This window comes from Alphaproteobacteria bacterium LSUCC0396, from assembly GCA_041228345.1.
Lineage (GTDB): Bacteria > Pseudomonadota > Alphaproteobacteria > Puniceispirillales > Puniceispirillaceae > UBA3439.
This window is the reverse complement of the sequence record CP166131.1, coordinates 766,534-791,303: the sequence shown is the minus strand read 5'-3', so window position 1 is coordinate 791,303 and position 24,770 is coordinate 766,534. Positions and strand designations below refer to the sequence as shown.

The window sequence follows — 24,770 nt, the reverse complement described above, 5'->3', positions numbered from 1 at the left end:
CGCATGTCGGGGGTAATGGCAGAAATACTTGTTATTGGCCTGATGTCGGGCACCAGCGCCGATGGTATTGATGCGGCGGTGCTGCGGACTGACGGTCAGCATTTCGAGGGCGTCAATTGTTATGGCTCGTTTGAGTATCGGCCGGAAACCAGAGCTGGTATCTGGAAAGCTGTTGCCGATGCCCAGCAGCATATGCGCGATGATGCTGCGCGCCTGCATCTTGACCGGCTGATTGCCGAAGATCATGCCAATGCCGTATCAGGACTTATCAAAGATAGCGGGCTTAGCCCCAGCTTGATCGGGTTCCACGGCCAGACAATCTATCACAATCCATCGGGTGACGAAGGTCATCCGCTTGGCCGCACCACAATCCAGCTCGGCGATGCGGCGTTACTGGCTCGGCGCTGCGGAATTCCGGTTGTGCATGATGTGCGCCGCGCAGATATGATGGCTGGCGGGCAGGGCGCACCGCTGGCACCAGTGTTTCATGCGGCGATGCTGGCCCGTCTTGGCGTCGCGTTGCCTGCGGTTATGGTGAATATTGGCGGCGTGGCCAATCTGACATGGGCCGATGGTTCTGGCAGCATGATCGGGTTTGATACCGGCCCCGGTAATGCGCTGATGGATGATTATATGCGGCTTTATTGCGATGCCGATTTCGATAAGGGCGGCGCCTTAGCGGAAAATGGCCGGGCTGATCATTCGCTTGTCCGGCAGTGGCTGGACCTTCCGTTTTTTGCCGAGGGCTGGCCTAAATCACTGGACCGTCAGGCGTTTCGCCATTGTCTTGATGATAAAAACCTGCTTGCAAAAACCCCGGCAGATGCGATGGCCAGTCTGGCATTGCTGACTGCTGGCAGCATTGGTGCCGCGATTGATCGGTTGCCGCTGCCACCATCAAGCATTCTGATTGCTGGTGGGGGGCGTCATAATCGCTGTGTTTTAGCGCATTTACGCGGCTGGTATGGGCGCGCCTTGCTTGAGCCTGATTTCAGCACGGCAAAGGGCCAGTTTTTCCCCGATATGCTGGAGGCCGAGTTAATGGCGTTTCTGGCGGCGCGGCATATGGCCGGATTGCCGACGTCCTTTCCCGAAACAACGGGGTGTCATCATCCGGTTTGCGGCGGTGTTCTGGTGACGCCGGTTTCACAATAATACCTGATTAAAGTGAAGCCCCGCCTAAATCAGCGCGTCAGACCCCGGCACATAAAACGGCCGATAGGGCGGTGGCGGTGGCAAAAGATCGCGGATATCCGTAAAAGGGAACCGGCGCGCCATGCGGTAGGCCTCGGCATAATGACCATCGGGTGCATTGCACTGCGCCGCACGGAACCTGTTCATGATTGCGCTGGCACTGGCAAATCTTGCCGGATCCTGACTGTGATGCGCCATGATGGCATTTTGCTTGGCGGTGAAATGCGGGCTGATATCAACGTAAAAATCAGGCGTAAACCCGACCCCCATCAATGTGTCGCAAAATAATACTGGACAGATAAACCCCGCCGCATCGCTGACAAAGGCGGACAGGGCGCGATGATCGGGATGATAGTCTTCGGGGGCGTGGGTGATTACCAGATCGGATGCGGTGCTGCGGATAAAATCGGTGACCGCTTCGCGCGCATCAGGCGCAGTGGCAAGCTGTCCGTCGGGAAGATCAAGAAGCACTGGCTTGCCAAGCGCGGCAAGGCCGTTGCGCGCTTCATCGGCGCGTTGGCGGGCAAGCTCTAGCCCCGGATTTGGTCCACCAGCCGCCCCATCAGTGGCAACGCCAAGCACCAGATTATCGCCGCGTGCCGCCGCTGCCGCCAGAAAGCCATAGGCAAAAATTTCCAGATCATCAGGGTGTGCGCCAATCGCGAGAATGTTCATCTTTTGCCCTCCATCATCTGGCGCTTCTGGCAATTGTTTCGCAATATGCCCGCTTGGTCTCACAAAGATTTTGCTTTTGCCCAGAAATAGGTTTTAGTGAAGAGGCCTTCATAACAAGGCTTTGCCGATGCGATGATAACGGATGCAAAGCTGGTGACAAATAACAATCGTACGATTTGTGATCAATCCGTCGTAAGATGCGTGATAAATCGGCAGCAGATAGTATATGCGTAAGGATAGGACATAAATGGCGCTGAATTTTACCGGCTATATTGAGGGCTATTACGGCCAGCTGCTTAGCTGGCATGACCGCGACCGGTTGCTTGACGGTCTGAAGATTGCGGGAATGACAAGCTATTTTTATGCGCCAAAGGAAGATGCGTACCATCGCTATTTGTGGCGTCAGCCCTATGACGCGGCATGGCAAGCAAGCTTTGCCAAATTTACCGCTAATGCCGAGGCCAGAAATATCCATATCATTGCCGGTATTGCGCCCGGATTAGATTTTGATTTTGCGGCGATTGATGACGCCAATACTGGCTCAAATGATCGTGCCAAAAATGAACTTAATGACTTTGTGATCCTGCTGGAAAAGGCACGCAGCCTTGTTGCCAGCGGGGCGCATATGATTGCATTACTGATGGATGATATTGCGGCTGATTTTGAGGCGCGATGCGGCAGTCTGACCAGCGAGGGCAATGCGCATGGATTGCTTGCCAACCGGCTTGGGGCGGCGCTTGGCGCGGCGGTGATTGTTGTGCCGCGCATCTATGCCGACAGCCTGATTACCCCCAATGATCCGCAATCATTGGTCTATCTTGATGATCTGGTCAGCGCGCTCGATCCACAACATCTGGTGGTTTATTGCGGCGATGATATTGTGGCACCGCATCCGGCGGCCGATGCTGGCGGGCGGTTGGATCCCGCGTCGTCAATCATCTGGGATAATTTCTATGCCAATGATTATTGTCCGCGCCGCCTTTTTGTTGGGCCATGGCGCGCGGCTGAGGCGGCTCATATATTGACGAACCCGACCGGCATGATCGAGACCGATCTGCTGCTTTTGACGATGATGGCGGTGGGGCGTGATCACGGCGATCAAAATCGCTGCGCAAACGCCAGCATTGAGAGCTGGCGCCGGATTATGACCGATAACGGTGTGCCAGACGCATTTTTTGATATCGCCGCATATTTTGATGCGCCTTACGGATTTGTGGCAGCGTTTGACCTGCCATCCACCGAACGGGCATTGGCGGCACTGGAAATTCTGCTATGGCAATGGAAATCGCCACTTCAACGCGAATGGTATCCGTATCTGATGGGGCTGAAGCAGGATATTATGCTCGCCGATGGGCAATTGCCGCAGGACCGGATCGAAAAGACACAGCTGGCACCGCTCGCCACAAAGATCATAGAGGGCGGATTATAAGCACCAAATTAGGCATGCTAATATGGGCTGAAGGGTGAAAGCCTGCTGCCAAGCTGGGCAATGACATCACGCCCCGCGTTCGCAAAGGCAAAGCGAAGCGCCCCATCTTGACCTGCGCCAAAAAATGCGCCCGGGATCACCAGAACGCCGGCTTTGCTTGCCATCGCCTCGGCAATCTGGCGCGAGTCAACGCCAATAAAAGGGTGACGCACATATCCAAAATAGGCACCGCTGCTGAGCAAATCCCATCCGGGCAAACCATCCATTGCTGACCGGAAAACGGCAACGCGTGCGGCAATCCGTTGACGGTTTTCCTGCCGCCATGCACCCATTGATGCCAGCATGGGGGCAAGGGCGTTTTGCACCACACGCGGTGCGCAAATCTGAATATTGTCGATTACCTTTGCCAATTGGAAAACCACGTCACGGCCAGCGATGATTGCACCTAGCCGGTGCCCCGGCAGGCAATAGGATTTGGAAAAGCTATAAAGCTGGATCAATGTTGATTGCCAGTCATCCTCGGTAAAAAGCTGGTGCGGCAAATCTTGATCAAGCGGCAAGAAATCACGGTAGGTTTCGTCAAGAATGAGCCAGATACCGCGGCGCCGACATAATGCCAGAATTTCGGCAAGAAGTGGTGCTGGATAAATGCTGCCCGCCGGATTATTCGGGCTGACCAGTGCGACGGCGCGGGTCTTGTCTCCAATTGCGGCATCAATCGCCGCGCAATCGGGTAATAAACCGGCATCGGCATCGCAATCGACATAATCAATGCCAACCCCAAGCATGCCAAGGGTCGATTCATGATTGAAATAACAGGGGCGCATCATCAGGACGCGGTCGCCATGGCCGGCAATCGCCAGCACAGTTGCGACAAAGGCCTGATTGCACCCCGAAGTGACCTGCACCTCGCTTTGGTCAATAGGAGCATTATATATATGGCTGACATGATCTGCATAGGCGCGGCGGAAATCTGGATCACCCTCGACCGGCCCATAGCGGGCAAGTACCGGATCAGCGGCGGCGGCGGCCAATGCGGCTAGAATATCAGGATGTGACGCATAGCCCGGAACAGCTTGGCTCATATCAATCAACGGCCCGTTCGCGCCGTCATAAGATGATTTCCAGTTCAGCACGACAGAAACAGGTGGTGCATTCAAGGTGGCAACAGCAGAATTAAACATGTGACTTGCCTATCTTCGTAATGTGGGGCGAGAATACAGCCTGAAAAATGATCGGACACCAGAGTAACTATAGATCACAGGTCAGACAAGCCGGATATAAAGCATGATTTGCTGGGCGGTCAGACATGAAAACGGGGATTTTTATAATGGAAAAATATCACATTATCGGCAGGGCTGGCGCTGGATCACTGATTGTCGAATTTTTGTTTCGTGAAGCCGGAATTGACTATGATATTTCGTTTCCTGATCCGGCTGACGTGAAAAGCCCCACCTTTTATGCGGCCAATCCGCTGGGGCGAATTCCTGTGCTGATCTGCCCGGACGGCACCAAAGTCTTTGAGACCCTTGCCATCATCAATCATATAACCTGCCGCTTTGGCGATTTGGCACCGCCGCCGGGAACGCCGCTTTGTGATCGTTATCACCAGTTTCTGGCGCTTTTGGCAACGTCAGTCTATCCGGCTTATCACCGCCAGCATCACACCCGCTATTATGGGGATGACGCTGCCGCCGAGGCGATCCGAGATCGGGCGCGTGCCGAACAACGGGTTATTTTTGATTATCTTGAGGCTAATCTTGACCCATATATATGTGGTCAAACAATCACCGCTGCCGATTTTTACCTCTATATGCTTAGTCGCTGGGATCTTGATAAAGCGGCGATGCGCGCAGGCAGGCCGCGATTGAACGCATTGCTTGATGAAATGCGGGCGCGGCCATCCGTGGCGGAAACGATTGCAGCACAGCCACGCCGCACAAAGCCAGCCTGATTATGCTGTCATCACCAGCTTTCAGCATAATTCACTGCGATGATACGGGCTGGCAATCAGGGCTTGTTTAATAAAGCTGGCGCGTTACAGCCCCGCCATCATATCGCGGATGATCTTGATAATTGCGGCAGGCTGTTCAGCACACGGAATATGTCCAGCGTCTTTGACCAGCTCAAATTTAGCGCCGGGGATCATATCAGCAGTACCGCGCACCAGATCTGGCGGGGTTGCGCCGTCCTGATCCCCAACAACACAGGTCGTCGGCACCGCAATCGATGGCGCCTGATCACGGAAATCAGCATCGCGGATCGCCATGCCAGTGCCGATGTAGCCCTCAAGCGGTGTACGGGTAAACATGGCAATAAAACCGGCTAGATCGGTTGCGCGCTCGGTATGGAAGGCGGGTGAGAACCAGCGTTGCATATTGGCGTCAACAAGCGCTGCCAAGCCGCCCTCGCGGGCAATCCCAATCCGGTCATTCCACATATCGGCATTGCCAATTTTGGCTGCCGTGTCACAAAGGATCAGCGCCCGTACAAGGTCAGGACGAGCGTGATAAACGCCTTGTGCAATCAGGCCGCCAACCGAAAGCCCGACAACAACCCCACCAGAAAGCCCAAGATGATCCATCAGGGCGACCAGATCATTGATATGATCATCAATCTGATAGGGCGGCGTTCCCATGCCCGAGAGACCATGACCGCGTTTGTCATAACGTAGGATGGAATAATCAGCCGATAGGTCATCCACACAATCTTGCCAGATGCGAAAATCGGTGGCGAGCGAGTTGGAAAACACAATCAGCGGTTTTCCTGCGCCCGCATCATCAAATTGATAGTGGATAGAGATGCCGTTAATCGCTGCAAATTTCATTTTCATGTCTCGTTATTTATGGGGAACAAGGGGGGAGAACCGTTTATTGTGATGCTGGTCGCTGGGGCGGCACAAGCCCTTCTTCTAATGCTTTGATCTGGAAGGCCAGATATTTCGAATAAATCCGACATTGCGCAAAACTGCCAGCGATAAACCATAGGCCGGGCTGACCAGTCTGACAATACATGTTGCGCAGTTCCACCCCATCGCCAAAGCCCCAAATTGGGCCAACGCGTGCCGCAACCATCTCGCCAAACATCTTCTCAACAAGGTGTTCCTGCGGCTTGTAGCCGGTCGCCAAAATCACAATATCGGCATTAATGGCGCGGCCATCTTTCATCTGCATACCGCGCTCGGTAAATTGTTCAATCTGATCAAATTGCACAAGATCAATTGCACCTTCGGCCAGCAGGTTTGAACAACCGACATTGAAATAATAGCCGCCACCACGGGTCAGATATTTGAATTGCCAGCCAGTGTCATCCTCTCCAAAATCAAGCTTAAAGCCGATTTTTTCTAACGCATCTAGCAGCGGTTTATCGGTTTCACGCGCGGATCTGGTGAAATGACGATGCGCTGCTTTGACCAGCGGGGTCGGCATTGATGTGGTGATGAAATCACACTCATCGGTGCTCCGATCTTCTTCATATAGTTTATAGGGAAATTGCGCGCTGGGTTCGATATTGACCACAAGGCTTGGGCTACGCTGGATCATCGTGACCTTGGCGCCGCTTGAATAGAGGTCTTGTGAGATATCATGGCCGCTATTGCCGCATCCAAGAACAATGGCGTGTTTGCCTGACCAATCATCGCCATCATGATATTGACTGGAATGAAGCGTCGGCCCTTTGAAGGCTGAAAGGCTGTCGATATCTGGTAAATTGGGAATGCCGCTGACGCCGGTTGCCATGATAACATGACGCGGTGTCATTTGCCTTAGGGTGCCATCGGCGCGTTTTATATCCACTTGCCAGCGCGCTTTATCATCATCATAGATTGCCGAGGTCACTTCGCAACTGACCCAAAAATTCAACTCCATCGCTGCGGCATAGGACTCAAACCACAAGGCCAGCATATCCTTTGGAATATAGGTCGGCCATGTCGGTGGAAACGGCATATAGGGGAGGTGGTTCACATGAAGCTGATTATGCAAGGTCAGCGCATGATAGCGGTTGCGCCAATTATCGCCGATGCGGCTGTTCTTATCGACAATTAATGTGTCAATGCCAAGCTGGGTCAGCCGTGCGGCGATGGAGAGGCCGGCCTGTCCGCCACCAATAACCAGCACGCTGGGATCGCGGTCGTCATAGCTGGAGGCAGTGACGCGCTTGTCCAGCCAGTTGGGGCCACGAAAATCGCGCGAATAGGATTGTCCGGTTGGCCGGTTACGGTCGGTTTTTTCCTCAAAGCCGATCAGCGCATCAATCGCGGTAAAGAATGTCCATGCGCGGTAGTGGTCTGGGTTCTGGCTATCCGGACACAGCCGTAAAATACCACGGCAATGTGCATGATCAGTGTTAAAGGTGAAGAAGGCTTCAACTGTTTCGGTGCCAGCCCGATTGACGAGGCGCGGCGCGGTGGCGTTAAGGTCGAGCGTTAACGGCCCAAGCCCCGAATTTGCCGCCACACTGGGAAGCAAATCTAGAATTGACGCAGCGCCAGTAACGGTTTTTAGGTGCCAGCTCAACGCCAGCGCGTCGCGCCAGTAGCTGTCATCATGAAAGAGGTCAGCAAGACCAGCTGGCGCATCGCTCGACGCCGCAGCTCTTGATGTCATTACCGCGTTAAAACGGCCAAGCCAGTCAGTAACCAACGTTTCAATCGTGGTGATGGATTTATGCTCGTTCAATTATCCCAAACCTTTATCAAAGCCGTCATTTTAACAGGGTAGCGTTATCGCCATTTACTCTGAATCATGTTCAAAGCTGGCACGGCCAACATGCTATCAATATCCTAATCATTACGACCGCCGTGGCAATATCGATGTTGCAATTTTGGTGATACAAGTCGCCGCGCCGGCAACGGATCATGCCATTGGGCTGGGCTATTTCCGATCAGGCAGAATAGGTGCCGGTGAAATGTTTTGGCGGCGCACGGGCGCCGCAGGTGTTTTTGGTAAATAATTTTCAAGGCAGTTTTGCATACAAAGCTTGACGAAGCCTCAATCAGTATCGCTTAATAATTCCGTCTTTATCGGCGGCGACGCCAAAAAGTAAAAATCTAAAGACTGGGAGGGTCATTATGAATAGAAGATTTTTAACGCGTGCTTTGGGCATCGCGGCCGTTTCATCTGTAGCATTGACGGGTGGATTTGCTCAAGCGAAAGACTCTATCACGATTGCGGTGCCGTCGTTCCTAACAGGCGGTGCGGCTGGTCCATTCGGCATCCCCGCTATGAATGGTGCTAAAATGGTAACTGACGCAATAAACAACGGAAAGCTTCCTGCGCCTTATAATACAAAAGGATTTGGCGGTGCGTCAGCCAGCCTCATCGAGCTCGATGAAGGTGGCGGCGCAACAAAACAGGTTGCTGAGTACCGTAACCTAGTAGAAAAGCGTAATGTTGACGCAATTGTTGGTTATATTTCCTCCGGTAATTGTCAGGCTTTGGCGCCAATAGCTGAAGAACTGAAACAGTTCACAATCTTTGCAACATGTGGCACGCCTCGAATTTTTGAAGAGGCTCCGAGAAAATATGTTTTTAGAACTATGGGACATGCAACTTCAGATAATGTTGCTGCGGCGATGTATGTCAAAGAAAAATTCCCGAATGTAAAGGGTTATACAGGGATCAACCAAAACTACGCGTGGGGACAAGACTCTTGGCGTGATTTTGATCTGACCATGAAACAAATTATGCCAAACACAATGGCATCAGATAAAACTCAATTCCCGAAGATCTTTGCTGGGCAGTACGGCTCAGAAATTTCGGCGATGTCACTCGATAAGGCTGACTTGGTTCACAGCAGTTTCTGGGGTGGCGACTTGGAAGCCTTTATCTTCCAGGGTGCGGCTCGTGGATTGTTTAAAAAGAAACTTGGTGTGGTAACTGTTGGTGGCACAGCGGCTTATCGATTAGGCAAAAAGCTGCCAGATGGACTGGTTCTTGGAGCCCGTGGTCCCTATGGGATCCTTGTCAAGGACCGTGACACGGTTCTAAACCAGTGGTTCGTCAATACCTACAAAGACATATACGGTATTTATCCATCAGGCCCAGCTTACCAATACGGTCAGGCAATTCTTGCAGCTAAGATTGCTTATGATAAGGCTGGCAGCGATGCCTCCGACGAGCAGCTTGCTGATGCTTTACGCGGTATAACCTTCGAGTCATTCTCAACTACCGTTGAAATGAAGCTTGGTGGTGGGCATCAAGCGGCAACAGAAAATGGCTATGGTATCACCAAATATGATAGCGAAGCAGGAGAAAACGTAGTTACCGACGTTAAATTTTATCCTGCATCATGTGTTCTGCCCCCCGACGGTGTTGACAGTGTTGAATGGATTAATGGTGGCATGAAGGGCGCGAAGTGCTAAACCGTAAATAAGGGCAATCGCTAGGGCCACTTTGTGCCCTGGCGATTTTAGATTTTCTCGAACTTTGATTTATTTCTTTTGGGGGCGACTAATATGGAAACCTTCCTAACAATTCTGTTGGACGGGCTTCAGTTTTCGTCCTATCTCTTCATAGTATCCGCCGGTCTTACCATCATCTTTGGCGTGATGAAAATACTTAATGTATGTCATGGAAGTTTTTACGCTTGGGGCGCTTACACCTCAGCCTTTTTTATTGGGAAGTTCTCTGAAATGGGCTTGCCTGACGGTTTGGGTTTCGTCGTAATTGTGGCTTCAGCAATTATTGTGGGGTTGGTGCTAGGTTTTTTAATCGAGCAGCTTATCTTGAAGCATATGTACCACCGCGATGAAGTGCTAATAGTCTTGGCGACCTTTGGGTTGTTTTTGGTTCTGGAAGACGTGATCTTAATTGCCTTTGGAACTGATCCCTATTTTGCATATCAACCAATGGCGCTTTTGGACTCCGTCGAAATGGGCGGGATTGTCAGAGACGTATATGGACTCACCCTTATTGGTGTTGCGGCCCTAGTGGCGGCAGGATGTTGGTTGCTCTTAAATAAAACCAAGTGGGGGACGATCCTAAAAGCCGTGATCTTTGATCGGGAAATGGGGATTTCCATGGGAATCAATGTTCCGTTCGTTTACACGTTAACGTTTATTGGTGGTGCGATCCTTGGTGGCCTTGGCGGTGCATACATCGCTCCCACAATATCCGTTGCTCCCGGCCTTGGCACAGAGGTAATTGTATTGTCATTCGCGGTTGTCGTCGTTGGTGGTATGGGCTCGATAATGGGTGCTGCAATTGGCTCTGTGATAATTGGACTCTTGAGGGCCCTTGCAGTACATGAGTTACCGCAAGTTGAGTTGTTTGTGGTGTTCGCTGTTATGGCTGTGGTTTTGGTTTTCCGGCCAGAGGGCCTCTTTGCGCCAGCCAAGCCAAGGAAGATCTAATATGCTTAGAGATAACACTTCAAAAGTTGTATTGATTGGTGGTATTTTAATCATTCTGTTCGGCGCCGTTGCCCCAAACTGGATTGTTAATCAACTTATGTTTGGCTTTTCTAGGGCTCTGGCTATTCTTGGGCTTTTGGTTTTATGGCGGACAGGGTTGGTTTCCTTCGGGCATGCATTTTATTTCGGCCTTGGAGCGTATACCGTTGCAATCTTGGATATCCAGTTAGGCGTCACTGATGTGTTTGTGAGGTTGCTGGGTGGAGCATGCTTGGCTGGGTTGGCTGGATTTTTGGTTGGCTTCATAATGAGAAATTATCGCGACATTTTTTTCGCGATGCTCAATACAGCAATATCAATGGTTCTCTACGGTATAATTGTAAAAACTGAGTCTCTTGGCTCAACTGACGGCTTTGCCATTTCGTTGCCTACAATTTTTGGGGTGGCGCCAGAAACCAAATACCCACTCTTTGTTGTAATCACTACTGTGGCAATAGTTAGTGCATTGTTGATCAACTTTTATCTCAAGACTACGATTGGACGCCTCACTACTCCAATACGAGATAATGAGATTAGGGTTGAATATTTAGGTTTTTCGGTCGCACATGCAATTCACCTCAAATACACTATGTCGGCGATCTTAGCCGGTGGTGCTGGTGCTTTGATGGCTATGTCTCTTGGACAGGTGGATCCCGACTCAATGATCAACTGGACCGTATCAGGGGAGTTGGTCTTTATCACGATATTATCTGGTCCGGGTAATGTGATTGCACCATTTATTGGGTCATTGGTATTCGAAGTGCTGAGAACATATGCTTTTGAATTAGCTCCGCATCTTTGGCAGCTGATTGTCGGTGGAACTTTCTTAACAATTATTTTCTTCCTGCCAGGAGGGATTTGGAGCCTTATCTCGAAGTTGGGAAGGAACAAGTCATGACAGAGTCAAAACCGATTTTGGAAGTGCGTGATCTTCTAAAGACTTTTGGTGCTGTTGTGGCAGCCAAAGACATTAACGTTGATGTGCATAAAGGTGAGATTGTTGGAATAATTGGAGCAAATGGTGCGGGCAAGACATGTTTTGTAAATATGGTCACTGGTTACTTGAAGCCAACCAGTGGTAGCATCGCCTTTGATGGAGTCCAGCTTGTTGGCAAAGGCCCCCGCGAGGTAACGCACGCGGGTATTTCTCGGTCATTTCAAGTATCTCAAGTGTTTCATACGATGACTGTCGCAGAAAATTTGATGATTGCGCTTGCAATTGCTAAGAATCGTGGTTTTGCCGCGCTCCGTGAAATGGAGAGTCCCGACCTGCTCGCGCGTAGAGATGATGTTTTAACCCGATATCATCTAGAGAGCTACAAAGACATGACGGTTAATGTTCTTTCTCAGGGCGTTAGAAAGTTACTGGACATTGCAATGGCTGTGGTGAGCGAACCGCGTATTCTTCTCCTTGACGAACCCACGAGCGGAATATCAGTGGAAGAAAAATTTGGCTTCATGGATGTGGTTATGGAAGCACTACGTGAGGACGAAGTGACGGTTTTGTTTGTTGAACATGATATGGAAATTGTCGAGCGATACGTTAGCCGGGTTCTTGCATTCTATCAGGGAGAGATCATAGCTGACATGTCTCCTAAGAAAGCTTTGGCAGACGCTAAGGTTCAAGAGTTTGTCATTGGTACGCGGCACTAGAGCAAGAGGCAGATTTAGTTATGTTGAAAGTGGATGGTCTTGATGTTGATATAAATGGAACGCCAATATTACGAGACATTGGTTTAGAAATTGAATCTGGTGAGATAGTGGGTTTAATCGGCCGAAATGGGGCTGGTAAGACAACTTTTCTTAGGTCTCTGATGGGTCTTTTGCCGATCCGCGGTGGAAAGTTTGTGTTTGAGGCTGAAGCTTTAGAGTCCACTCCTGGATATCGCCGCGCTCATATGGGGATAGGTTACATGCCTGAGGATAGACGTCTGGTTCCTGAGATGACGGCTGAAGAAAATATTTTAGTGCCGGTATGGTCAACCAATATACAAGGATATGAGGGGCGGCTGTCGTGGATTTATGAAATCATTCCTGAGTGTAAAGGATTTAGAGAGATGGCGGCTACATCATTATCCGGCGGTCAACAGAAGTTGGTAGCACTCGCTCGGGCATTGATGGTTGGACAAAAACTTTTGCTTCTTGATGAGCCTACAGAGGGCATAGCGCCAGTTCTAGCGCTTAGAATGGGTGAAATTCTTGCGTCTCTAAAGCGAGAGGGTGTGTCAATTATCATCGCTGAGTCAAACGATGCACATGTGTCGGACGTTATAGATCGTACATATACGATTGAGCGGGGGTCTATCGTCACTGCTTAATGAGGTTGTTTATAAGATGAAATTCCAAGCACAGGGCGTGATTCCGGCAACTCTTGTTGCATTTGACCAAGATTTTGAAATTGATATTGAGGCGTCGCGTAAACATTTAAGAGATGTTGCTGATATCGCCGGGCTAAGTGCGATCACGGTAAATGGTCACGCATCGGAAATACACGCCTTTAGCCGTGATGAACAATGCCGTCTCTTGGCTGCATCATTGGATGAGGTTGGCGGCGCGCTGCCACTGGTAAATGGTGTTTATGCCGATGGCAGTCACGCCGCCGTTGAAATTGCTAAAATGGCCGCCCGCGAAGGCGCAAGCGCGCTATTGGTGTTCCCGCCAAACAGCATGAGCATGGGCGGACAGTTGCGCCCCGATATGGCACTTGCTCATTTCAAGACAATTGCCGATGCCACTGACCTGCCGCTGATCTTGTTCCAATATCCTGCTGGTACCGGCCTTGGCTATTCGGTTGAGACGATGCTGCGCATCTTTGATGAAGTGCCAAGCGTGGTTGCAATCAAGGATTGGTGTAACGATCCGATGTTGCATGAGCGCCATATCCGCACTTTTCAGTCATTGTCGCGTAAGGTGAATGTGCTATCGACCCATTCATCATGGTTGATGGCGTCACTTTCGATGAAGCCTGCCGGATTATTATCGGGGGCAGGAAGCGTCATCGCCGATTTGCAGGTTGAATTATTTACTGCGATGCAGCGCGATGATCTGGCGGCAGCGCGTGCGGTAAATGACCGGATTTTCCCGCTAGCACAAGCATTCTATAGCGCACCGTTTCTTGATATGCACAACCGGATGAAGGAATGTCTGGTGCTGCTTGGCAGGTTAGATCAAGCAATTGTAAGGCCGCCATTGATCAAGCTAGAAGCGGCGGAAATTGCCCGTCTTAAAGGGGCGCTGATAGCGGCTGGCTTGCTAAATTAGCGGCGGTTACGCGCTATGGCGCCCGCCCAGGTTTTAATTTGACTAATCTTAAGACTGTTGAGTGAGAAAAAGATCATGGCTATTTACGAATTACGAACCTATCAGGTAACTGTCGGCAAGATGAAAGATGCGGTTGAGGCCTATACCAACAAGGGCTGGCCTGCCTTGCAAAAGGGGGGCTTTGATAAAAAGCTGGTGGGCTATTTCATCTCTGATACCGGCCCGTTGCATCAGATTGTGCATCTGTGGAAATTTGATGATGATGCCGATCGCCGCAATCATTGGAATAGCCTGTTTGCGAATGATGACTTCATGAATTTTGCCGGTGATCTTCGCCCGCTCCTAATAAGTCAGCAAAACCAGCTTTTGAATGCAGCCCCTTGGGGGCCGCATCCGTGATTTTAGAGTCATTGCGCATGCGGTAACGGCATGGTGAACGAGGAGATGCCAAAATGATCAATATCAAATATCTTGTCTGGGCGCTTCTCGCCGGATCATTCATTCCGGTTGTTGGAATTTTGAACGGCCGGGTTGCCCGGGCGTTTGGTGAGCCGCTTCATGCCAGTGTTTTGTTATTTGGTGTGGCAATCCTTCTTGCCATAATGGTGGCGCTTTTGGCTGGCCGCGGTCTGCCCGACATTGGCCAGTTCAGGCATTTGCAGCCAGTTGAATATCTGGCCGGATTTGTTGTGGCTTTTTACGTAATTAGTGCGACGGTTCTCGCTGGCAAGATTGGCGTCGCCAATTTCATTGTTATGGCGGTATCGGGGCAGATTATCTTTTCGCTGCTGATTGATCATTTTGGCCTGTTTGGCGCACCAATCCGGCCCGTGAATTTGCTACAGCTTGGCGGGGCCAGTCTATTGCTGACCGGTCTGGTCATCACTCAGATTGCCAACGGTAAATGGACATGAAGCGCGGCAATCATTGGTAAGCCGTGCCCTAGCGCAGGCCATCCTTGCCGTCTGCCTGATCATGCGTCAGGCCGCCAACACGCGGTAGTGGCCGTCCCGAATCTGTCACCGCCACAGCGACCAGAATTTCATTGGCGCGCGGCGCATCATTCACACTGACTTCCATACCGTCAAAATGTGACCGTACATAGGCGGCATCCTTATGGCCAAGGGGCACATCAATCGGATGCCCCATGCCACCGCGTTTTTTATTTGATGGCACGAGTGCAGCACCTTTTTCCACTGCCGCGCGTAACGGTTTGCCAAGGCGTGGATGCAGGATCGCCGCGGCATGCTCAAGCTCGCCATTTTCGCCGACAATCGCCGCCTTGCCATAGCTCTCTGCCGCCTGTGGTTCAATGCCAAGCGCGGCAACGCACCGCTCGCCAAGTAATCCGCCAAGCTCTTCGCCGATGGCCATTAGTGTCTCAAGGTCTTCTTCATAGATGCCCGCATAAGGGTTTTCGATCACGGCAATTGCCGCCGCACGGCGGGTAGGCGGGGTGATGTCCTGTCCTGCCTCTTGGTGTGTGTCCTCGACAATCGTCACAATTTTCCGAATTTTGGCTAATACCATAAGCTGCATCCCCAATTTTCGCCAGTCGCCACCACTCATGCCCATTGATAGCTAGCGATGACTATTTAGGGGCATTTGCGGTGATCTTTGATTTTATCTTTCCTGATCAAAAGATAAATATCGTTTGCTGTCAAAGGATATTTTAGTGGATCTGCGGCATGAAAACGCGCCGTTACGATGCGGTTAATTGTTGAAATTAACTTATATTTTCAAGTCTGGCTTTTTTGATGTGCCAATGTTACACCTTGAATGTGTTGCGGTATCGTGGCGTTTTTTCGGGGCTGAACTGGATCTGGTTTTGTTATGACTGTTGGTGATTCTCGCGGTGTTTCGGCAAAATCTCTGGCCGATGATTATCAGCTTGATGATCAGGTAGGTTACAAGCTGCGGCTGGCTAGCCAGCGTCATCTGGAGATTTTTTCGCGGCAGCTGCCGGATATAACACCAACGCAATTCTCTGTTTTGGTGCGACTTCGGGAAGTTGGGGAAGTATCACAAAATCAGCTTGGCCGCCTTGTTGCGATGGATGCAGCAACGACCAAGGGGGTGATTGCCCGCCTGATGGATCGCGGATTGCTGAGGGCGCGCCAGGATACGGATGATATGCGCCGCCTCCAGATTTCACTGACCGATGTCGGTCAGGCGGCGGTAGAGGCAGCCATAATCACGGCAAAAGATATCACCAAAGAAACCACCGAAAGACTGACCTCGCGTGAAGTTGCACAGCTCTTAACGCTGCTGGATAAGCTTCAGCAATGACGGGATGTCTGAGCACGTTTTTGAGATGAAGAGGGTTAAATAACGATCTTGACCGGCGCCACAGGATTGCTGACTAATAATAAGGTGAGTGCGTGTTATCAATGCGGCCTAAAAGACTGGTGTTTATGCTAGCAATAAAAGGTCATAAATCTGGGTGAACAGACTGTTAAGCGGTTTCGGCAAAAATATTGAGGGACAAAATCATGGCATCAGAAAAGCTTGTTATTACCAATATCGGCCAGATCCTGTCGGGTAAGCTGGAGGCGCCCATTCTTGATGGTGATTGCGTGGTTGCGGTTGATGGCCGGATTACCGATATCGGCTATGCCAAGGATATGGATTTGGACAATGCCACGGTGCGGGTTCATGCACATGGTGTGACGCTGACGCCGGGCCTAATCGACAGCCATGTGCATCCGGTGATTGGCGATTATACGCCGCGGCAACAGCAATTGAACTGGATTGACTCCTGCCTGCATGGCGGTGTCACAACGATGATTTCAGCCGGTGAGGTTCACGCCCCTGGGCGGCCGAAAGATATTGTCGGATTAAAGGCGATGGCGATTGCCTCGCAGCGCTGGTACGAAAATTTCCGTCCTTCGGGTGTTAAGATGCTGGCAGGAGCGCCGGTGATCGAGGATGGCATGGTTGAGTCTGATTTTAAAGAGCTGGCGGATGCTGGCGTCAAGCTGCTCGGTGAGGTTGGGCTTGGTTCGGTCAAGGCTGGCGAAACCGCTGCACAGATGGTCAAATGGGCGCGTAAATATGGTATTCAGTCGACCATTCATACCGGTGGGCCGTCGATTCCTGGGTCGGGTCTGATTGACAAGGATGTTGTGCTGGAGGCTGATGCTGACATCATCGGTCATATCAATGGCGGCCATACCGCGCTCCCCGATGATCAGATCACCTGCCTTTGCGAAAGTTGCAGTCGCGGGATCGAGATTGTGCATAATGGGAATGAGCGCGCTGGTTTGCTGGCGATGCGAACTGCCTTTGAAATTAAGCAGTCGGAACGTGTTATCCTTGGCACTGATGCGCCGGCCGGTTCTGGTGTACAGCCGCTGGGCATCTTGCGGATGATCGCGATGCTGTCGAGCCTCGGTGATATCCCGCCGGAAATCGCCTTTTGTTTTGCCACCGGCAATACTGCGCGGATGCGTGACCTTGATTGTGGCATTGTCGAAATTGGTCGCAGCGCCGATTTTGTGCTTATGGACACCGCCCAGCACGCGCCGGGCCGTAATATGCTAGAAAGTATCCATCAGGGTAATTTGCCCGGTGTTGGAATGACGATTATCGACGGTATTGTGCGCACCAATCGCAGCCGTAATACCCCGCCAGCGACTAATTTGCCGGAAGTTCTTGAATGATCATCGAATAATCATCTCGCGGCGATTCGTGATGAACCAGAATATAAACCGATTGGTATATGACGCGCAGCAGACAATGGCGCTGGCGGAAATCTGTTCATATGAAAATGCTCTACCGGATTGTCTTTACAAGACGAAGTATTTTTGTTAGTATACAAACGAATTAACGCTGGGTATCCGGCATTGTTTTGAGGCATGATATTGCCGAACAGGAATGAAGATGCGCAAATTTATCACAATAGATCTTGGTAAGAAAACCACTGCCAGCCGTGATTTGTCTGGGCGTGAGATTGCCAAGTCCGGACGATATCTGATCGCGCGGATGCTGCTCGATCAAAATATAGCTACAGTCGATCCGATGGCACCGGAAAACCCGTTAATTTTTTCGGTTGGGCCATTTGCTGGAACAAATTTTTCCAATGCAAACCGGCTCAGTGTTGGCTGCAAAAGCCCGTTAACTGGCGGCGTCAAAGAGGCCAATAGTGGTGGGACATTTGGCTTTGCGATGGGGCAGTTGCTGATTGCCGGCATTACGTTTCAAGGCGCCAGTGATACATGGGTTGTGATCCGTATCACCAAGGATGGCGTGATTAGCTTTGATGATGCGACGCCCTATATGGGGTTGGGTAATTTCGATTGTGCGCGAAAGCTGCATGAGGCTTATGGAGACAAAACGTCGTTGGCGCTGTGTGGGCCGGTTGGTGAATATCTTGGGCTGATGGCTGGGGTGGCCTTTTCCGATACCGATAACCGGCCGTCACGTTTGGCCGCGCGCGGCGGTGTTGGCGCGGTAATGGGTGCCAAGAAAATCAAGGCTGTCGTTATTGACAAGGACCGTATGCCGCCGGTGAATAACCGTAAAAAATTAATGGGCGCGATCAAGGATTATGGCAAGAAGCTTGGCGAGTCTGTTGCGGTACAAAGCCTGAAAACCACGGGAACAGCGATGGTTGCTGACCTTACCAACCATCTAGGCGCCTTGCCGGTGCGTAATTTCTCATCTGGGCAATTAACCGGTGCTGATGATGGGCCGCTTCGAATGGGTGGTGACTTTATACGCGACCTGAATGGTGGTCGCGGCGGTGAGACATCGCACGCTTGTATGCCTGGATGCCTGATTAAATGCAGCAATGTCTATGTCGATGATACTGGGCGTGAACTTGTCTCGCCGCTGGAATATGAAACCATTGGCTTGCTGGGTACCAATTGCGGACTTGATGATCCGGATGATGTGGCAAGGTTGAACGAGACGGCAAATGATCTTGGCGTCGACAGTATCGAGCTTGGCGCGACAATCGGTGTTTTAATGGAGGCTGGCGAAGGCGCATTTGGCGATGTGGCATTTATGCAATCCTGCCTTGAGGATATTCGGGTTGGCAATGAGCGTGGGCGGCTTTATGCGTCGGGTACGGCGCGGGTTGGCAAGGCGCTGAAGGTTGCGCGGGTGCCGGTTATCAAACAGCAGGCGATCAGCGCCTATGATCCGCGGATCATCGAGGTTACCGGCATTTCAATGATGCTGACCGCGCAAGGTGCTGATCATACGGTTGGTAACGCACCATCGTTCAAATGTGATGATAAGACGATTGAAGAATTGGTTGCCGAAAGCTTGCGAATGCAGATTAACAGCGCGGTCGCTGACTCGTTCGGTCTTTGCGTGTTCGGCCGGTCGGTTACCGACGATAATCTGACGCTGATTGCCGATGCGATTAATGACTCGTTTGACGCTGGTGTGACCCCTGACTTTATCCGTAATATCGGCTTTGAGACATTGCGGCTTGAGGCGGCGTTCAACAAGGCCGCAGGGTTTGATCAGGACGATGATGAATTGCCATCATTTTTCCGCGACGAGCCGCTGCCACCAACCGGTAAAATGGCGCGTCTTTACAGCCGTGAAGTGAATATTGCGATGCAGAATTTGATGGATGCGCATAGCCACTAAGGTTAGGTTTTTCAAGTCGAGGCTGGGGTACGAACTGGGGCTGTGGTGCGGAGAAATCAATGCAAGATAGGCTAGCTGCTGATGGCGGGATCGGTGATTATGTGCGGGCAGATAGCCTAGAGAGCGCGATTGCCGCATTGTCCACCGGCCCGAAAACCATTCTTGCCGGCGGAACCGATGTGTTTCCACGCTTGCAAGATCGCCCGCTAAGCGGCCCTGTTCTTGATATATCGGGGATTCCCGCACTTGGCGCAATTGCCTTTGACGGCAGCTATTGGCGCATTGGTGCGGCGGCAAGCTGGAGCAAATTGCTAAAGGCTGATGTGCCAGCGGCCTTTGATGGGTTAAAGGCGGCGGCGCGCGAAGTCGGCTCGGTGCAAATCCAGAACCGCGCAACGATTATTGGCAATCTTTGTAACGCGTCGCCTGCGGCTGATGGTGTGCCGCCGTTACTGACGCTAGATGCAGAGGTGGAAATTGTCGGTGCAGCTGGAATGCGCCACCTGCCTTTATCGGCGTTTATATTGGGTAATCGGAAAACCGCGCTTGGGGCTGGCGAGATGGTAAGTGCCTTGCGGATTCCCGGCGCGTCAGCTGCTGGCCGGTCGGGGTTTCGAAAGCTTGGCGCACGTTCCTATCTGGTGATTTCGATCAGTATGGCAGCGTTACGACTGGTGGTTGATGATGCTGGTGTTATTGAAGATGTCGCGCTGGCGATCGGTGCCTGCAGTGAGGTCGCCCAGCGTATGGGCGGTGTTGAAGCGGCATTGCGCGGAACAGCATTAACCGCGGCCGCCAGCAAGATTATCCCGGATCTTTTCACTGGTCTTTCGCCAATTGATGATGTGCGCGCAACAGCGGCTTACCGGCTGGAGGCGTCATGCGAAATTGTACAGCGGCTGGTTCGTGATCAGCTGGCCTTTGTTGCGAATGAGGCGCAGGCATGACGCGATTTACCTTGAATGGCCGCGCTGTTGCCAGCGAATTACCGGCGGGAACGCGCCTTAGCGAGGTTCTTCGTGATGAAATGGGGCTTTATGGCACCAAGGTAGGCTGTAATGCTGGTGATTGCGGGGCGTGTAGTGTGCTTCTTGATGGCGCGCCAATTTGCAGTTGCCTGACCGCGGTTGCACAGGTTGACGGCGCCAACGTGACTAGTATTGAAGGCCTGCATGATGCCGGTATTATCGCAAAATTGCAGGATAGTTTTCTGGCGCATGGTGCGGCGCAATGCGGTATTTGCACCCCGGGTATGATGGTGTCTGCGGCGGCGTTGCTGGCGGATAATCAGGCACCAGATAGGCGTGCGGTCGAGGATGCGCTGGGCGGGGTTTTATGTCGATGTACGGGCTATAGCAAGATCATTGATGCGATCGTGGCGGTTGGCCATGATGTGGTCGCCCCAGTTTGTCCGCAGGCTGGACAAAATGTTGGCAGTGCTATCAGGCATCTTGATGGCCAGCCAAAGGTTGATGGCAGCCTGCGTTATGGTGATGATGCGGTGCCGTCAGATGCGCTGCTGGTGCGGGTCATCCGCAGCCCCTATCATTATAGTAGTTTTGAAATTGGCGATAAGGCCGCATTTCTTGCGCGCCATCCGGGTATTCATGCCGTTCTTGATGCCAGTGATGTTCCGGGTCGCAATTGTTTTGGTGTGATCCCGCCATTCGCCGACCAGCCGGTGTTTGCGGAAAAGACCGCGCTTTACCGCGGCGATGCGGTGGCAGCCATTGTTGGTGATGCGGCGGTGATTACGCATTTTGATGACGCTGATTTCCCGATTACATGGACGCCGCATGACACCATGTTATCACCGGCACAGGCGATGGCTGACGGGGCGCCAAAACTGCATGAAAGCCGTGATGGCAATATTCTGGTGCGCGGCTATGTCGAAACTGGCGACGCAGATGCGGCGTTGCGGGCGGCGGCGCATCTTGCAGAAATTCATACAACAACGCCGTTTATCGAACATGCCTATATCGAGCCTGAGGCCGGTTATGCGATGCGTGAGGGCAATCGTCTGGTTATTCGTGGTTGCACGCAAGCCGCGCAGATGGATCGCGACAGCCTAGCCGAGATTATGGCGATGGAGCGTGAGGCTATTCGGGTGGTGCCATCAGCCTGTGGTGGCGGCTTTGGATCAAAACTGGATATATCGTTTCAGCCTTATATCGCGCTGGCAGCGTGGGTTCTGGGGCGACCGGTGCGAATTTGCTACAGCCGCGGCGAGTCGATGCGTGCGTCGACCAAGCGGCATCCGTCGGATATCCGGTTGCAAGTTGGCTGTGATGAAACTGGCCGGATCAGCGGCTTTGTTTTTGATGGTGTCTTTAACACGGGTGCCTATGCCAGCTGGGGGCCGACGGTGGCGAACCGTGTTCCCATTCATGCAAGCGGGCCCTATCAAACAAAGGATTACCGCGCCAATTCTGTTGCCGTTCATACCAATGCCCCGCCAGCCGGTGCGTTTCGCGGATTTGGTGTCCCGCAATCAGCCGTGGCACAGGAATGCGCCTATGATTTGCTGGCGGAAAAAATTGGCATGGACCGGCTGGCATTTCGGCGGCTGAACGCGCTGAAAAATGGTGTGCCAACCGTCACGGGTCAAGTCTTTAACAGCGGTGTTGGTATCGACGATTGCTTTGCCGCCCTTGAAGACAGCTGGCAGCACGCGCTGGGCGCGGCAGATCAATTTAATGCGGCAGCGCTAGAGGATGCCAGCCCATGGCGCAAAGGTGTCGGTATCGCCAGCTGCTGGTATGGATGCGGCAACACATCATTGCCAAACCCGTCGACGATGCGCATGGGCATCACCAGCGATGGACAGGTTGTCCTGCATCAAGGGGCAATGGATATCGGGCAGGGCGCGAATACGGTGATTAGCCAAATTGCTGCGGATGCGCTTGGTGTTGCTGTTCATGATCTAAAGATTGTTGGGGGCGATACCGATTTAACGCCTGATTGCGGCAAAACCTCGGCGTCGCGCCAGACATTTGTGTCAGGCAAGGCAGCCATGCTGTCGGGTATGGCGTTGCGCTGGAAATTGCTGCGGCATGGCAATGTTGATGCTGACGCCAAGATCAGTCTTGATGGCGCAACTTTGCGGCTAGAGGATGCCGCTGGTGGGGCGGTTCGGGTTGAATTGGCAGGGCTGCCGGTAAATGAATATGGCTATGTCTTTATGGCCGAGGAAACCTATGATCCGCCGACCAGTCCGCTTGATGAAAAGGGGCAGGGCATTCCCTATGCGGTGTTTGGTTACGGTGCACAGATTGTTGAATTGTCGGTTGATATGGCACTGGGTCGGGTGCGGCTGGATAAAATCACAACCGCCCATGATGTCGGGCGTGCGATCAACCCCCTTTTGGTCGAGGGCCAGATAGAGGGCGGCGTTGGTCAGGGGATTGGCATGGCGTTAATGGAAGATTATCAGCCCGGACGAACCGAGAATTTGCATGATTATTTGATCCCGACAATTGGCGATATGCCCGAATTTGAGCATATCATTGTCGAGGTGGCTGACGAAGAAGGCCCTTATGGTGCCAAGGGGCTGGGCGAGCATGTGCTGATCCCGACCGCGCCGGCAATCTTGAATGCGATCCGCCATGCAACCGGTGCGGCCATCTATGATTTGCCCGCAACGCCGGATAAGGTGCGCGCGGCAATCGCGGCGCTGACTGCAGCCGGAGGCGATCAGGCATGACAATGAAAACCAGCCGTGACAAGCGCGTTGAAGAAAAGATCCGCTGTGATGCCTGTCCGGTGATGTGTTACATCGCCGATGGTAAATCGGGGGCGTGTGATCGCTATGCAAATGATGGCGGCCAGCTTGTAAGGCTTGATCCGTTGCTGGTGATGCAACGCCGGATTGATGATGGCGGCCAGTTGGTGCCGTTTCTGGATAATGCGGATGATTGGAATGGTGATCTGATCGCCCCACAGGACGCCTTTGTAACCGCGGTTGGTGCGGGGACGACCTATCCCGATTACAAGCCGGCGCCGTTTATCGTCAGCAGTGTTGTTGACGGCGTGGATATGGTCACGGTGGTGTCTGAAGGGATTTTCAGCTATTGCGGCGCCAAGGTTAAAATCGACACCGACCGGCATATTGGCCCTGAAACCGCGCTGGTTCGGGTTGATGGTGAACCGGTTGGCCATGTAACAACCGGTGAATATGGGTCGCAAATGCTGTCTTTGGGTGGGGTGCATCACCTTACCGGCGGCGGTAAAAAGGAAGGCCGTGTTACCTGTGCCACTTTGCTGGCGCTGTGCAATGGCGAGGCGGTTGATATGCAGATTGATGACGGCTCAAGCCTTTTGTTGCAGGCTGGCAAGCCGCCAGTCATTAATGGCGTTGTCGAGGCGCGGATGCGGGTCGGGTGCGGCTCGGCGACGGTCGGTATGTTTGCGGCGCAATGGCAAGGGCTGGTTGACGAAGTGGTCATTGTTGATGATCACATCACCGGCGTCATGTCCGAGCATCAGGCCGGCAAAGTTATTGGCTGGCCGTCAAGTGGGATTAAGATTATCGGCCGCAGATCAACGCCCGGGCGCTATTTTCAGGTTGCCGAACCGGGCACCGGATGGGGCGGTACAAACCTGACCGATCCGTTGACGATTTTGGGGCCGTTTGACGCCAAAATTGCCAAGCCGGGTCAGTCATTGCTGATGATCTCGACGACCGGCGAGCAGTTTGCTTATTACGAGCTGGATGAAAATCTGCTGCCAATAGAAACCGAAATGCCAGAAAGATTACAGCCATCAATCCGGCGTATTGAAGAAAATTGTGAACCGGCCCTAACTTCGGTCAGCTTTATGGGCGGTGCCGGTGGCTCGTTGCGAGCGGGTGTTACGGAAAATCCGGTGATGCTGACACGCTCGGTAAAGGATGCGCTTACCCGTGTTACGTGTGGCGGGGCGCCGGTTTATATTTGGCCGGGTGGCGGCATCACGCTAATGGTTGATGTAACTAGCCTGCCGGAAAATGCGTTTGGTTATGTGCCGACTCCCGCATTGGTTGCACCAATCGAATTTACCATGCGTAGGGAAGATTATATCGCGCTTGGTGGGCATCTCGATCATGTGATGTCGATTGACGATGTGCTGGCTGGCAAAATTGGGCGGCAGAATGATCACAAGCTGAGTGGCAAAAAACACTTTGCTCAACAGCCGCAAAACCCGTGGCCGATAAGGCGCTAGCCTATGTCCGGCTCACGG

Annotated in this window: 22 protein-coding genes; 17 read left to right on the top strand and 5 right to left on the bottom strand. The window is 52.2% G+C overall.

What is annotated here, in order from left to right; translation table 11 throughout:
* Nucleotides 1-3 precede the first annotated feature (3 nt).
* On the top strand, nt 4-1,155 hold the full coding sequence (locus AB8881_04005) for an anhydro-N-acetylmuramic acid kinase (GenBank protein ID XDZ64056.1): 1,152 nt from the start codon (nt 4-6) through the stop codon (nt 1,153-1,155).
* Between the two features lie 24 nt (nt 1,156-1,179).
* Here AB8881_04005 and AB8881_04000 read toward each other — a convergent pair whose 3' ends face one another.
* Nucleotides 1,180-1,869 (bottom strand): PIG-L deacetylase family protein, encoded by a 690-nt coding sequence (locus AB8881_04000; GenBank protein ID XDZ64055.1) that lies wholly within the window; start codon nt 1,867-1,869, stop codon nt 1,180-1,182.
* Between the two features lie 247 nt (nt 1,870-2,116).
* Between AB8881_04000 and AB8881_03995 the strand changes: the two genes are divergently transcribed.
* The gene (locus tag AB8881_03995; protein XDZ64054.1) at nt 2,117-3,298 is read left to right on the top strand and encodes a beta-N-acetylglucosaminidase domain-containing protein; all 1,182 of its coding nucleotides are present in this window, start codon (nt 2,117-2,119) and stop codon (nt 3,296-3,298) included.
* Between the two features lie 17 nt (nt 3,299-3,315).
* On the opposite strand, the gene AB8881_03990 is transcribed toward AB8881_03995, so the two are convergent.
* Nucleotides 3,316-4,482 carry an aminotransferase gene (locus AB8881_03990; protein XDZ64053.1) on the bottom strand — a complete coding sequence of 389 codons (1,167 nt, stop codon included), beginning with the start codon at nt 4,480-4,482 and terminating at the stop codon, nt 3,316-3,318.
* 146 nt (nt 4,483-4,628) lie between these two features.
* On the opposite strand from AB8881_03990, the gene AB8881_03985 reads away from it, so the two are divergent.
* Nucleotides 4,629-5,252, top strand: a complete 624-nt coding sequence (locus AB8881_03985; protein XDZ64052.1) for a glutathione S-transferase family protein — start codon at nt 4,629-4,631, stop codon at nt 5,250-5,252.
* Between the two features lie 84 nt (nt 5,253-5,336).
* On the opposite strand, the gene pcaD is transcribed toward AB8881_03985, so the two are convergent.
* Nucleotides 5,337-6,125: a 3-oxoadipate enol-lactonase gene (gene pcaD / locus AB8881_03980; protein XDZ64051.1), complete on the bottom strand. Its 789-nt coding sequence runs from the start codon at nt 6,123-6,125 to the stop codon at nt 5,337-5,339.
* A 43-nt stretch (nt 6,126-6,168) separates the two neighbouring features.
* Nucleotides 6,169-7,902, bottom strand: coding sequence for a flavin-containing monooxygenase (locus AB8881_03975; GenBank protein ID XDZ64505.1), 1,734 nt, complete (start codon nt 7,900-7,902; stop codon nt 6,169-6,171).
* 464 nt (nt 7,903-8,366) lie between these two features.
* On the opposite strand from AB8881_03975, the gene AB8881_03970 reads away from it, so the two are divergent.
* The 8 genes from AB8881_03970 (at nt 8,367) to AB8881_03935 (ending at nt 14,863) form a co-directional block, all read left to right on the top strand.
* Nucleotides 8,367-9,659, top strand: coding sequence for an ABC transporter substrate-binding protein (locus AB8881_03970; protein ID XDZ64050.1), 1,293 nt, complete (start codon nt 8,367-8,369; stop codon nt 9,657-9,659).
* 93 nt (nt 9,660-9,752) lie between these two features.
* Entirely contained in the window at nt 9,753-10,649 is an 897-nt protein-coding gene (locus tag AB8881_03965; GenBank protein XDZ64049.1) for a branched-chain amino acid ABC transporter permease, read from the top strand.
* Nucleotide 10,650: 1 nt separating this feature from the next.
* A complete protein-coding gene (locus AB8881_03960) occupies nt 10,651-11,586 on the top strand; it encodes a branched-chain amino acid ABC transporter permease (protein XDZ64048.1) in 936 nt (311 codons plus the stop codon).
* Nucleotides 11,583-12,341 (top strand): ABC transporter ATP-binding protein, encoded by a 759-nt coding sequence (locus tag AB8881_03955; GenBank protein ID XDZ64047.1) that lies wholly within the window; start codon nt 11,583-11,585, stop codon nt 12,339-12,341. Before AB8881_03960 ends, AB8881_03955 begins: the two co-directional genes overlap by 4 nt.
* Nucleotides 12,342-12,361: 20 nt before the next feature.
* Entirely contained in the window at nt 12,362-13,006 is a 645-nt protein-coding gene (locus AB8881_03950; GenBank protein XDZ64046.1) for an ABC transporter ATP-binding protein, read from the top strand.
* A 16-nt stretch (nt 13,007-13,022) separates the two neighbouring features.
* Complete coding sequence (locus tag AB8881_03945) at nt 13,023-13,949, top strand: dihydrodipicolinate synthase family protein (protein ID XDZ64045.1); 927 nt, start codon at nt 13,023-13,025, stop codon at nt 13,947-13,949.
* 75 nt (nt 13,950-14,024) lie between these two features.
* Entirely contained in the window at nt 14,025-14,348 is a 324-nt protein-coding gene (locus tag AB8881_03940; GenBank protein XDZ64044.1) for an NIPSNAP family protein, read from the top strand.
* A gap of 53 nt (nt 14,349-14,401) precedes the next feature.
* Nucleotides 14,402-14,863, top strand: coding sequence for a DMT family transporter (locus AB8881_03935; protein XDZ64043.1), 462 nt, complete (start codon nt 14,402-14,404; stop codon nt 14,861-14,863).
* A 28-nt stretch (nt 14,864-14,891) separates the two neighbouring features.
* Here the strand turns inward: AB8881_03935 and AB8881_03930 are convergent, their stop codons facing one another.
* Nucleotides 14,892-15,479, bottom strand: a complete 588-nt coding sequence (locus AB8881_03930; GenBank protein ID XDZ64042.1) for an amino acid synthesis family protein — start codon at nt 15,477-15,479, stop codon at nt 14,892-14,894.
* Between the two features lie 303 nt (nt 15,480-15,782).
* Here AB8881_03930 and AB8881_03925 point away from each other — a divergent pair, with 303 nt between their 5' ends.
* From AB8881_03925 to AB8881_03900, 6 genes are all read left to right on the top strand, one after another.
* Entirely contained in the window at nt 15,783-16,238 is a 456-nt protein-coding gene (locus AB8881_03925) for a MarR family winged helix-turn-helix transcriptional regulator (GenBank protein ID XDZ64041.1), read from the top strand.
* A 203-nt stretch (nt 16,239-16,441) separates the two neighbouring features.
* Complete coding sequence (locus tag AB8881_03920; GenBank protein ID XDZ64040.1) at nt 16,442-17,611, top strand: amidohydrolase family protein; 1,170 nt, start codon at nt 16,442-16,444, stop codon at nt 17,609-17,611.
* 220 nt (nt 17,612-17,831) lie between these two features.
* A complete protein-coding gene (locus tag AB8881_03915; GenBank protein ID XDZ64039.1) occupies nt 17,832-19,553 on the top strand; it encodes an aldehyde ferredoxin oxidoreductase C-terminal domain-containing protein in 1,722 nt (573 codons plus the stop codon).
* 59 nt (nt 19,554-19,612) lie between these two features.
* Entirely contained in the window at nt 19,613-20,500 is an 888-nt protein-coding gene (locus tag AB8881_03910; protein ID XDZ64038.1) for a xanthine dehydrogenase family protein subunit M, read from the top strand.
* The gene (locus AB8881_03905; GenBank protein XDZ64037.1) at nt 20,497-23,256 is read left to right on the top strand and encodes a molybdopterin-dependent oxidoreductase; all 2,760 of its coding nucleotides are present in this window, start codon (nt 20,497-20,499) and stop codon (nt 23,254-23,256) included. Before AB8881_03910 ends, AB8881_03905 begins: the two co-directional genes overlap by 4 nt.
* A complete protein-coding gene (locus tag AB8881_03900; protein XDZ64036.1) occupies nt 23,253-24,752 on the top strand; it encodes a 6-hydroxynicotinate reductase in 1,500 nt (499 codons plus the stop codon). The genes AB8881_03905 and AB8881_03900 overlap by 4 nt, the downstream gene beginning before the upstream one ends.
* The last annotated feature ends 18 nt before the right edge of the window (nt 24,753-24,770 follow it).